This window comes from Deltaproteobacteria bacterium (assembly GCA_016210045.1).
In the GTDB taxonomy this organism is placed as follows: Bacteria; UBA10199; UBA10199.
Genome location: JACQUX010000006.1, coordinates 41,331 through 52,793, shown reverse-complemented (window position 1 = coordinate 52,793; position 11,463 = coordinate 41,331). Strand labels below are relative to the sequence as shown.

At 59.8% G+C, this 11,463-nt stretch carries 12 protein-coding genes; 9 read left to right on the top strand and 3 right to left on the bottom strand.

What is annotated here, in order from left to right; translation table 11 throughout:
- Nucleotides 1–91: 91 nt before the first annotated feature.
- The 6 genes from HY696_01645 to HY696_01620 all read left to right on the top strand — a co-directional run bounded on the left by HY696_01645 (nt 92) and on the right by HY696_01620 (nt 6,181).
- Nucleotides 92–667: a helix-turn-helix domain-containing protein gene (locus HY696_01645; GenBank protein MBI4237105.1), complete on the top strand. Its 576-nt coding sequence runs from the start codon at nt 92–94 to the stop codon at nt 665–667.
- On the top strand, nt 645–1,016 hold the full coding sequence (locus HY696_01640; GenBank protein MBI4237104.1) for a nucleotidyltransferase substrate binding protein: 372 nt from the start codon (nt 645–647) through the stop codon (nt 1,014–1,016). The genes HY696_01645 and HY696_01640 overlap by 23 nt, the downstream gene beginning before the upstream one ends.
- An 89-nt stretch (nt 1,017–1,105) precedes the next feature.
- Entirely contained in the window at nt 1,106–2,704 is a 1,599-nt protein-coding gene (locus tag HY696_01635) for a methylcrotonoyl-CoA carboxylase (protein ID MBI4237103.1), read from the top strand.
- Between the two features lie 41 nt (nt 2,705–2,745).
- Entirely contained in the window at nt 2,746–3,531 is a 786-nt protein-coding gene (locus tag HY696_01630; protein ID MBI4237102.1) for an enoyl-CoA hydratase/isomerase family protein, read from the top strand.
- On the top strand, nt 3,528–5,252 hold the full coding sequence (locus tag HY696_01625) for an ATP-grasp domain-containing protein (GenBank protein ID MBI4237101.1): 1,725 nt from the start codon (nt 3,528–3,530) through the stop codon (nt 5,250–5,252). The genes HY696_01630 and HY696_01625 overlap by 4 nt, the downstream gene beginning before the upstream one ends.
- Complete coding sequence (locus tag HY696_01620; protein ID MBI4237100.1) at nt 5,249–6,181, top strand: hydroxymethylglutaryl-CoA lyase; 933 nt, start codon at nt 5,249–5,251, stop codon at nt 6,179–6,181. The genes HY696_01625 and HY696_01620 overlap by 4 nt, the downstream gene beginning before the upstream one ends.
- On the opposite strand, the gene HY696_01615 is transcribed toward HY696_01620, so the two are convergent.
- Nucleotides 6,137–7,318 carry an ATP-binding protein gene (locus HY696_01615; GenBank protein ID MBI4237099.1) on the bottom strand — a complete coding sequence of 394 codons (1,182 nt, stop codon included), beginning with the start codon at nt 7,316–7,318 and terminating at the stop codon, nt 6,137–6,139. The genes HY696_01620 and HY696_01615 overlap by 45 nt on opposite strands.
- A gap of 97 nt (nt 7,319–7,415) precedes the next feature.
- Here HY696_01615 and HY696_01610 point away from each other — a divergent pair, with 97 nt between their 5' ends.
- Together HY696_01610 and HY696_01605 are read left to right on the top strand one after the other, a co-directional pair.
- On the top strand, nt 7,416–7,703 hold the full coding sequence (locus tag HY696_01610) for a hypothetical protein (GenBank protein MBI4237098.1): 288 nt from the start codon (nt 7,416–7,418) through the stop codon (nt 7,701–7,703).
- Nucleotides 7,700–8,125, top strand: a complete 426-nt coding sequence (locus HY696_01605) for a type II toxin-antitoxin system VapC family toxin (GenBank protein MBI4237097.1) — start codon at nt 7,700–7,702, stop codon at nt 8,123–8,125. The genes HY696_01610 and HY696_01605 overlap by 4 nt, the downstream gene beginning before the upstream one ends.
- Before the next feature lie 76 nt (nt 8,126–8,201).
- On the opposite strand, the gene HY696_01600 is transcribed toward HY696_01605, so the two are convergent.
- The gene (locus tag HY696_01600; GenBank protein ID MBI4237096.1) at nt 8,202–9,617 is read right to left on the bottom strand and encodes a hypothetical protein; all 1,416 of its coding nucleotides are present in this window, start codon (nt 9,615–9,617) and stop codon (nt 8,202–8,204) included.
- A 71-nt stretch (nt 9,618–9,688) separates the two neighbouring features.
- Entirely contained in the window at nt 9,689–9,898 is a 210-nt protein-coding gene (locus tag HY696_01595) for a type II toxin-antitoxin system HicB family antitoxin (protein MBI4237095.1), read from the bottom strand.
- Between the two features lie 200 nt (nt 9,899–10,098).
- On the opposite strand from HY696_01595, the gene HY696_01590 reads away from it, so the two are divergent.
- Nucleotides 10,099–11,445 (top strand): hypothetical protein, encoded by a 1,347-nt coding sequence (locus tag HY696_01590; protein MBI4237094.1) that lies wholly within the window; start codon nt 10,099–10,101, stop codon nt 11,443–11,445.
- Nucleotides 11,446–11,463: the final 18 nt, after the last annotated feature.

The window sequence follows — 11,463 nt, the reverse complement described above, 5'->3', positions numbered from 1 at the left end:
CCGGCGGGGGCGAATCGGTGTCAAATCACGATGCATGCTGCACAATAAATTGACAGCATAGGTGCAATCCCATATTATTCTCGCAGGTTATATGCACTACATCCTCGACAAGCGGGCCTTTGCGCAATGTCTCCACGAACGTGGGTTCCGGGGGGTGGCGGAATTTGCGAAGCGTGCGGGGTTGCATCGGAATACGCTCCACCATTTGCTGGCAGGGAAGAATGTCCTTGCGGCGTCGTTTCAAAATATTGCGGATCACCTGCAAGTCGATCCTCAAGCCCTTATGATCCCGATCGCTGGCGGATCGGCGGATCGGTCGCTTGATCCTATTCGCCCCCTCGTCGCCCGGTTGCTCCAGCGCGATTCCCGTCTGGCCGTGGTGTTGTTCGGTTCGCGGACCACAAAACGTGTCCGGCAGTATGCCGATTGGGACCTGGGCGTGATCCGTTTTCCCGAACCGATCACCGGGCTGGAATTCCTGCGTCTCCGACGCCTCGCGGAAGAGTGGAGCGAGACTGCCGTCCCGCAAGTTGATCTCGTGAATCTCCATCAAGCGCCTGCGACGTTCTTGTGCAATATCGCGGATCAGGTGCGTTTCCTGGATGGCGACCAGGCGTCATGGACCTATTTCCAAGGAGTACTGTATGGCAGTAAAGCACATCAATAAGCGGCAACAGGCGCTAAAACATCTGGAGGCGGCGTTGCGCCAGTTCGACCGCGCGACGTCGACGCTGAATTTTCTCACCGTCACGAAGGCCTTCGAGGTCTTGATCGAGTACGAATGGCGGGAACTGAAGGCGTTGGTGGAAGATCAAGGCCTGGACGCGCCGTCCCCGAAAATGGCGCTGAAGCAAGCGGCGCGGCTGAAGCTGGTGACCGATTTGGAAAGTTGGCTCGATTGCATCGACGCGCGGAACAACAGTGTCCACGATTATTTCGGCATTTCCGAGCAAGAGTATGTCGAGTTAGCGCGCAAATTAGTGCAGCTTGCCCGTGCGCGGAATTCTACCGCATAAGGACTCGCGCCCCCGTTTCCGTGGGCCGCCTCCAAGATCGCTCTTTTCCCTTGCCGCTGGGGAACGCGGAGGTCTAGAAACGGCCCGGCATGGAGATTCTGGAAACGCATCTCGATCCGCACTCCGCGAGCTTTCAAGCGAATCTGTGCGCCTATCAGGTGCGGCGACAACTGGTCCAAACGCTGACGGAGCGAGCGCGAGCGGGGGGCGGTGCGGCCGCGGCCAAGCGCCACACCGCGCGCGGGAAGTTGTTGGCGCGCGAGCGGATCGATCGCGTGCTCGACGTGAGCGCGCCGTTTCTGGAATTTTCGGCATTAGCCGCGCACGGGGTCTATGAATCGGATATCCCCGGCGCCGGCATTATTACCGGCGTCGGCACCATTCACGGGCGCGAAGTCCTGCTCGTCGCGAACGACGCGACCGTGAAGGGCGGCACCTATTTTCCACTGACGGTGAAAAAACATCTCCGCGCCCAAGAGATCGCGCTCGAAAATCGGCTCCCGTGCATTTATCTGGTCGACTCCGGCGGGGCCTTTCTCCCGTTGCAGGCCGAAGTCTTTCCCGATCGCGACCATTTCGGGCGCATCTTTTATAACCAGGCGCAGCTCTCCGCCCGCCGCATCCCGCAAATTGCGGTCGTGCTCGGTTCCTGCACTGCCGGCGGCGCGTATGTGCCGGCGATGTGCGACGAATCGATCATCGTCAAAGGAAACGGCACCATCTTTTTGGGGGGTCCGCCGCTCGTACAGGCCGCGACCGGCGAAGTTGTGACGGCGGAAGCGTTGGGCGGGGCCGACGTTCATTGTCGCGCTTCCGGCGTGACCGACCACTTGGCCGAAGACGACGCGCATGCGCTCGAAATCACGCGCGACATCGTTGCCACGTTGCCGGCGCCGCAAAAACAGCCGCTCGACATCGTGCCGCCCGAGCCGCCGCTGTACGACCCGGCGGAAATTTACGGCATCATCGAGGCCGATCCGAAAAAACCGGTCGATGTGCATGAAATTCTTGCGCGCTTGGTCGACGGCAGCCGCTTCCACGAATTCAAAGCCCTGTTTGCGCCCACCGTCGTCTGCGGATTTGCGCGGATCATGGGATATCCGATCGGGATAGTCGCCAACAACGGCGTGCTGTTTTCGGAGAGCGCGTTAAAGGTCACGCACTTTATCGAACTGTGCAATCAGCGCGGCACGCCGCTTCTCTTTTTGCAGAACATCACCGGGTTCATGGTCGGGAAGCAGTACGAAAACGAAGGGATCGCTAAACACGGCGCGAAAATGGTCACGGCCGTGGCCTGCAGCACGGTGCCGAAGTTCACGGTGATCATCGGTGGCTCGTACGGTGCCGGCAATTACGGCATGTGCGGGCGCGCGTATCAACCGCGTCAACTCTGGATGTGGCCGAACGCGCGGATTTCCGTGATGGGCGGCGAACAAGCCGCGCGCGTGTTACTCACGGTCAAAGAAGAACAGGGCGGCACAAAAATGTCATCGGCCGAGGCGCAGACCTTCATGCAGCCGATCCTCGACAAATATGCGACGGAGAGCAGCGCCGTGTACAGCACTGCGCGCCTCTGGGACGACGGCATCCTCGACCCGGTCGACACGCGCATGGCGCTCGGACTCGGTATCTCGATGAGTCTCAACACCCCGTTCGCCGACCCGCAATACGGCGTGTTTCGGATGTAGTCCAGGATGAACGTCCGCTACAGAGGCGTAAAGGAGATTGTATGTCGTTCGTGACTATCACCGTAGCGGCGCACGTCGCGACTATTACACTCAATCGGCCTGAAGTGCGGAATGCGCTGAATCCGCAAGTGATGCAGGAATTGGTCGCCGCCGCGCGGCAGGCCGATGCGGACCTGCAGGTGCGCGTGATCGTCTTGGGCGGCGTCGGCGCGCACTTTTGTGCCGGCGCCGATTTGGAGTGGATGCGCGCCTCGATCCACGCCACGCCGGAGCAGAATCGGACTGAAGCGGCGATGATCGCCACGATGATGTCCACGCTGAATGAATTGCGCAAACCGTTGCTCGTGCGAGTGCAGGGTGCAGCAGTCGGGGCCGGTGTCGGGCTCACGGCCACAGGCGATATCGTCGTGGCTGCGGAGAACGCGCAATTCGGTCTCGCCGAAGTGCGGCTGGGAATCATCCCAGCCGTGGTCGGGCCGTATGTCGTCAGCAAAGTCGGCGTTTCGCAAGCGCGTCGCTATTTTATCAGCGGCGAACGCGTCCCGGCCGCTACTGCGCAGACGATCGGACTCGTGCATGTCGTGGTGCCGGAGGCGCAACTCGACGCCGAGATCGAACGCCTCGCGCGTTCCATCCTCACCGGCGGGCCGGAGGCGGTCATCACGGCGAAGCGATTAGCCAAGGACTTAGGCGGCACGATTCCGCCGGCGACCATTGCGACGATGATCGATATGATCGCGACGATGCGGATCACGGCGGAGGCCCAGGAAGGGATGGGGGCCTTTCTGGAGAAGCGCGCGCCGCAGTGGGCGAAGACGTCATCATGATGCAGTCGGTGTTGATTGCCAATCGCGGGGCGATCGTGCGGCGGATCATCCGCACCTGTCGGCGTTTGAAGATTCGCACGGTGGCGGTTTACTCCGAGGCCGATGCGCACGCGCCGTTCGTGCGCGAAGCCGATGCGGCGGTCGCATTGCGCGGTCGGACTCCACGCGAGAGCTATCTTGACATCGCCCGACTCATGGCCGCTGCGCAGGCGAGTGGGGCCGAGGCGGTGCATCCCGGATACGGTTTCCTTTCCGAAAATCCCGAATTTGTAGAGGCGTGCTTGCGCGCTGGACTGACGTTTGTCGGTCCCGCTGCGGCGGCGATGCGGCAACTTGGGCATAAACGGAGCGCCAAACAATTGGCCGAGGCGCACGGCGTGCCGACCGTGCCGGGCCTGCAATTGCCGGCCGATGTGTCTGTCGCGGCCGCGCAGGCGCAGGCTGCCGCGCTTGGATTTCCGCTGCTGATCAAGGCGGCGGCCGGCGGTGGTGGCAAGGGGATGCGGCGTGTCGATGACCTCGATCGGTTCGCCGCCGCGTGGGAAGGCGCTGCGCGCGAAGCGGCGAGCGCATTCGGCGATCCGACGCTGCTCGTCGAACGCTATGTGCTGCGCCCGCGCCATATTGAAATCCAAGTCTTAGGCGATCAGCACGGCCACGTTGTGCATTGCGGCGAACGCGAATGCTCGTGCCAGCGTCGACACCAAAAGATCGTCGAAGAGTCCCCGAGTCCGGCCGTGTCACCGTCGCTGCGCGCGGAATTGGGCGCGGCGGCGGTCCGACTCGCGCGCGCCGTCGATTATACCAACGCCGGCACGGTCGAATTTTTGCTCGCTCCCGATGGCCAATATTACTTCCTCGAGATGAATACGCGTCTCCAAGTCGAACATGCTGTGACGGAAGCGGTCTGCGGAATTGATTTAGTGGAATGGCAGTTACGCATTGCCGCGGGCGAACCGCTGAAAATCGCACAAACCGATGTGCAGCAGACCGGCCACGCGATCGAATGCCGCATCTATGCCGAAGATCCGACCAACGATTTTCTCCCAGCGACCGGTCGCGTAACCGGACTCCGCGAACCAACCGGACCTGGGGTGCGCTTGGAGAGCGGATTGGCGGATGGCATGGAGGTCTCGATCGATTACGACCCGATGTTGGCCAAACTCATCACGCACGCGCCCACGCGCGCTGCGGCCATCACGCGGATGGTGACAGCGTTACAGACATACCGGATCGACGGCGTCCGGACAAATATCGATTTCCTGATCGACCTCGTCCGTTCGCCGGACTTCCTGACCGGCACTGTCGATACGCATTACGTGGAACGCATGCTCGCCCAATGGCCGCAAGTCCGCGCGCCCCGCCACGACCCTTTCACGCCGTGGCAGCGGTACGAGGGATGGCGAATGGGTAGCGCCGGCAAGAGCGCTCCCTCTCCCTTTGGGGAGAGGGAAGGGGTGAGGGGGAGGCCCGCACAACGTGGCCGCCGTCGTGGTCCTCACGGCGACCTGACCGCTCCCATGCCCGGACGGATCGTAAAGGTCCACGTTGTCGTCGGCGACGCCGTGGTCGCCGGACAAGTCCTCGTGGTCATGGAAGCGATGAAAATGGAATACAGTATTACCGCGCCGGAGGTTGGAGCGGTCAAGGCGGTGCGCTGCACGGTCGGTGAGTTGGTGGAACGAGGCGCGCATCTCGTAGAAATCACAGGAGCGGTATGAAACTTCCACGTCGCGTCCGCATCATTGAAGTTGGGATGCGTGACGGTCTGCAAAATGAAGCGACCATCCTTCCCACGGCAGAGAAGCTCCGTTGCATCCGCGCGCTCGTCGCGGCCGGCGTGCGTGAACTCGAGGTCGGCGCGTTCGTGCGTCCCGACCGCGTGCCCGCAATGGCCGACACCGCGGCACTCGTGCGTGCGTTGCAGGTCCCCTCTCCCTTTGGGGAGAGGGCCAGGGTGAGGGGGAGGGGCCCTGCGGCGCCTGACCTGCCCCGCTACTTGGCTCTTGTCCCCAACGCAAAGGGTTTAGAACGCGCGCTGGCCGTTGGCACACGCGCCATCGCCGTCTTTGTGGCCGCTTCGGAGACGTTCAGTCACCGCAACATTAATATGACGATTGCGGAGTCGTTGGCGCAAGCCGCGACTGTCATCCGCGCGGCCAAGCGGCACCGTATCCCAGTGCGCGGTTATATTTCCACGTGTTGGGAGTGCCCGTACGAAGGACGCATCGCGCCGTCGCGCGTATTGCCCATTGCGAGTGCGCTGTTCGCATTCGGCTGCTACGAGGTCTCGCTCGGCGACACAATCGGCGCGGCCGCTCCCGCCGAAGTCGAGGCCTTGCTCAAGCGACTGCTGCGCGAGATTCCGGCCCGTCGCCTCGCGGTCCATTTCCACGACACGCACGGCACGGCGCTGGCCAATATCGTCACCGCGTTGCAGCTCGGTATCACTGCGGTGGATGCTTCAGTCGGCGGTCTCGGCGGCTGTCCGTTCGCGCCCGGTGCCGCGGGCAACGTCGCCACGGAACGCGTCCTTTACATGTTGCACCGGATGGGGATCGAGACAGGGATTGACGCAACGGCGGTCCAGGCCGTTAGTGCGGCGTTACGCGAGCAACTCCAACCGGCTCGGCGTATGAAACTTCCGTAGGCCCTGCTGCCAATGGAGACACCGCACGCCGTCGATGATCTGTTCGTCCCGGTCCAACGACCAGAGCTCGGCCTCATGATCCCGATCCCAATCGGTGTGTAGAGACCGGAGATGCTTGACCAGCGCAGGTGTGGCTCGTTCCGCCGATTTGATCTCGATCAGGAGATCCAAAGTGCCGGGGCGCTGCACCACCAAGTCCACCTCCACATGATTTTTGGTCAGCAGATACGAAAGTTGATAGTCGAGCCGCCGATAGGCGTTCACCCGCAGGCATTCGAGGATGACCCAATGCTCGAAGGCTCGGCCAAAGGCATAGGTCTTGGGCACGAGGGCCACGCGGAGGGTGCCGTCCAGTGCCCGGACCACGCCCGGATCGAAGAGATAAAATTTTGGTGCCTCCCGCTGTTGCTTACGAATCGAACGGTGGAACGACGGTAACGCGGAACCGACGAGCGTATCTTCAAGAATAGAAAAATAGCTCCGGACTGTCTTGTCGTCGACCCCGATATCGCGCGCGATCTTGGCGTAGTTCAACACCTGTCCATTACACTGTGCCGCAACCTCCAAGAAATCCCGAAAGGGATGCAGATGCCGCACGAGCTGCTCCATTTGGATCTCTTCCCGTAGATAGTTGTTGACGTAGGCGCGGAGGAATTCATTTTTGTCCTCATCGGTCGTGTAGGTCAGCAGCTTGGGCAAGGAGCCGAAGGCGAGTGCGTGGGCCAGGTCGAACCGAGGGCCGAGTTCGTCGGTCGTCAACGGAAAGAGGTGGTAGGTGAACGCGCGTCCCGCGAGCAGATTGGCCGCGCCGCGCTTGAGCTTTCTGGCGCTGGACCCCGTCACGATGAATTGAATCTCCGGTCGGCGCTCCATCTCGCGATGCACTACATCCAGCAGCTTCGGGGCCTTCTGCACCTCATCGATCACGACCTTCGTATAGGTGTGCGTTGCCAACATCTGGCTTAAGTCATCCGGGTGCCGACCATATTTTGTTTCATCGGCCTCGGTCAGCAGGTCGATCCACAGCGTCTGCGCCTGGGCAAAAAGCCCTCGCAGCAGGGTTGTTTTGCCCGTGCCACGCGCGCCAAATAAAAATAAACTATTGGATTCGCTAAGCTTTTGTGTGCGGTGGAGCATGCTCCGGATTTATCGTCTATATTCGGAGTGTTGTCAACCATTGCTTACACGCTGGCGGCCATTGACGGATCCACATCTATCTAGCTACTATAGCTTCATGAAACAGGCTACTGTAACCCGATTGAAGAATGAGCTCAGTCGCTATCTCCGCTACGTCAAGGCGGGCGAGTCGGTGATCGTGTTCGAGCGCGGCATTCCGGTGGCGGAACTGCGCGCGGTCTCTTCCCGCCCCATGGTCGCAGACGCCCGCGTGAACCGTTTGGTGGCGGAAGGTGTCGTGCGCCGTGGCGATGCCAAGCAACTGAAAGGATTCCGTGCGCCGCGCGGACGTGCGCACAGCGGGGTGTTGACGGCGTTGTTGGATGAGCGGAAAAGTGGGCGATGAGATATTGGGATTCCTCGGCGTTGGTGCCGTTAGTCTGCTATGAAGCGGAGACGGCACGCTGTGAACAGTGGTTGGCCGCAGACCACGAGATCATCACGTGGGCCTTCACGCCCACCGAAGTCCTGTCGGCACTGTACCGGAAATTACGCGCGCGCGAATTCAAGGAGTCGGACTGTCTGCACGCACGGGAGCAATTGGTCCGTCTCCAATCGGCCTGGATCGAGGTCGTCAATGTGGAGATCGTGCGTCAGCGGGCGCACCGTCTGCTCGCGGTCCATTCCCTGCGGGCAGCTGATGCGTTGCAGCTCGCCGCTGCGCTCACGGTCTTCGATCGGCACATCGAACAGGAACACTTCATGACCTTTGACCAGCTCTTGGCCGCTGCGGCGCGCAAAGAGGGATTCACCGTGCTCGGCGCGTGATGCCTGTCGGAGGGCGCTCAGCGACCTCAACGGCTCTGGAGTCCATCTACCGGCATCAGGAGGCGCGAATAAATTGTTAAGAGCCGCTGATCGGAGAGGATGGGGAAAAATTCAGCGTCGTAAAGTGCTTTGGCCGCAGCTTCACCTTGTCCGTAATACGTGGCCAGCAGCGCACAAAATTTCTGCCAGATGTAGCGGTCGGATTTTTCGATTGCAGTTGTTTCTTTTCCAGATCTTTCATGTCACGCTGGGATGGGTATAGGTCACGGGGGTTTATCGAGTCGGCATGTCGTTGATATTCAGCTGCGGCCCATTGTTGAAAGGTGGCATGGTCGAATCGGAGGCGTGCCTTCATCGTGTCGCTACGATGTCGACGAATATAAGAGAAGATTACCGTTGATAGCATTGTATGAGCCTTCGCGTATTCCAAGGCGAGCGGCGCTCGCTCCGCATCGTGGATCCGCCCTGACTGCAATTCGCGGATTGCGATCGCTTGTGTGCGCGCGTTGATTTGTTGGAAGAGTAAAGTGTCGGCATAAAGAAGTCCAAGGTCAGCAAAGAAATTGGTGATGCCGTCAGCAGCAGCCAATATTTTGCGCGTTACTTGTAACCGCGCCGCAAAGGCCGTGGTCGCAAATGCCAGCGATTCTTGAACCCCACGCACGATGATGGATGCCTTATATTCAAAGATCAGCGCATCAATTTCGTGCCGTGCTCTGAGGGTCGGTTTGCCGCGAGCGTCCCACTCGGTATGGAACAGTTCATGTGGAATTGCCCCATAGATATTGACTTCTCCCTTGTTCGGATCCGGGGTTTGTAGGGGGTTGTCGACCCACTCGGAGTGGAAGAGTAGCGCGTTACTTCGGAAATCATAGGCGGCGCCCAGCGAATCTTCTGTTGCAGGTATCTGGCCTATTGAAACGGTATTATCTGCGAGTCGTCTCAATGACATGTCGACAAAGTCTGCCATGGGCACATCCGGGATGGCAGGATGACCGGAATCGAGCCACCATCGATGCGCCTCCCCGAGATTGTAAGTGATGAGCCAAGTGAGACAAAAAAGCAGGACGGCTCGAGGATTTTGATTATCCCGATTCGGCTGCTCAATGACGGCTCGCACGAGTTGTGAGACGAGGGAAAAAAGATCGCGTGCGTGCGGGGCGTAGCATTCGATGAGTTGGGCCACATTGGCCGGTTCGAGTGTCGGCCATTGGCGCTGTAGCGGTGCACCGACGATCTCCACGACTTGTTTGATCAACTTGCGGCGATACGACCAGAGGGTCTCAACCTTTCGTTGCTCGCAGTCCGCAGGGCTGAGCACTGTTGGCGATGGCTTACAGACCGCGTCATCGGAAAAGTCCGTCCATTCGAGGAATCGGTCGTCATCTCTGCGCGCTATCTTCAACGCGGCCGCTTCAATGGTCGACAGCGTGTTGGCGGGGCGGTTCGCGAGATACGTGAGGTCAATACTTGGGACATGTTTTGGCCACATGCGATCGGAAGCTATGGGTGCTGTGTGGGCCTGTCAAGGCCGGCGGGCGCGAAGCGGCGACGCATCCCGGTTTAGATCTCGATAAATTCCGCCAACGAGGATGATTCGGGTATCGGCTGATTTTCAGCCCGCAGGCCTTCGATATGTAATGCAATGGCCGCGTGCATGTTGCGTTCCGCCTCTTCTTGAGTGGCGCCGGTAGCGATACACCCCGGCAAGTCCGGCGCATATACCGAATAGCCGTCACTCGCTTTCTCGATGATCACTAGGAATCGGTTCATCTATTCCGTCCTTCCTTTTTATTGTGCCGCCTTGTCAAGCGAGGAACGGTCATCGCCGCATGCGTGTATTCCCCATAAAAAATAGTCGGATAAAACTTTAATTATTCCGACGTGTTGACCGCTGGGCCGCAATTTACAAGCAACTTCTGCTGATCCCCGCCGATAACTCATTCGGAGAGGACACTAATAAGGAGATCTTTATGTCCGACATCTGCGACAAACTCGTCCCGAAGGTAACGCTCCCGGCCGGCGTGATCACCACACAGGCGAAAGAGGCCTGTGAGAAGGAGCGCGCGGCGCTCGATGCGGTTGCGACCAACATCGACAAGGAGGCGGCGTTAGCGGAGCTCAACAAGATCGTCAGCGGACTGAAGCCGGCCGCTGGCACTGGTGGCGCTGATCCGGCACGGCCGGTCCCGCCGCCTGATGCAGCTTCTGGCCCCAATTGGCAGAGTGCAGCGCGAACGTTGCTCAACAAAACTATTACAGCACAATTACTCTCCACCACCTCCCCCGACGCGGCGGGCTATGCAACGGCGCTGCAATTCGTGGCCGACCATCTCGAAGATTTCGGCGACGACAAGTATACCTCCACGTGTCCGAGCTTAGCCGACGACGAGGCGACCGCCTGTGGGAATCTGAAGGGGGGCGATTTACTGGCTACGCTCCAAGGTCTCACCAATGCCGACGCCGCCGCGATGTCCGCCGCGATGCTGGCCGCAGTGAACAAGCTCCGCGCGTATGCCGATCCCACGAGTTCACCGCTGACAAAAACCGCGGGAACGCCGCCGGATGCCGGCACGCCGATCCCGCCGATAAGCGTGCCGGCTCCGGTTGTGACGGGTGGGGACACTCCATTGGGATTTGGTGTCTATCCGCTGTCCTTTGCTCTCCATAACGTCCAGTTTATCGACGGCAAGGGAGCGGAATTAGATGGCTTCCGTGCCCCGGAATTTGTGGGGATCGGTGGTGGAGATAATGCGGCGGGCAATGGGGTGTTTGCGCCCCTTGGGTATATTGGGTATCGTTCAGAATCTTCTGCTGTTGGTGCTATTACGGGTCGCTGGTCCGTCGGTGCGCTGGGCTGGTACAATCGTCTCACGGTCAATACCAAGGACACGAAACTCAAGACGGATGCTGCATTTAATGAGGGTTTCGTCGGACCGTTCGGGAAATATTCTTTCGAATTTACGAAAAACATCGGCCTGAGTCTGCTTTTTTCGCTCGGTTATCTTGCGAGTCATGGAAACGATCAATGCCTTTCCACCGGCTATGACATGCCGAGGGAAGTCGGCTGCGTGAAGGCCGATAAACTCAATTACAACGGGCTGGGCGGTGTCGCGATGCTCAGTGTCGAGGCTGGGAACAACGAGTACGCCTCTTTTTCCGTGGCCGTCGGCGTGATGTTCGGGATGTTACCGGGACTGGGCTCGCGGACATTGGATAGTAGCGATCATGATCTGGGCGGTTTTACGGTCCAAATTCCGACGTTGGACGTGGAGTCGAGCGGGGCGCGATGGTTCCTGATGTTAGGCGTTTCGCGCTAACGAGTTGGATAGGTTTGG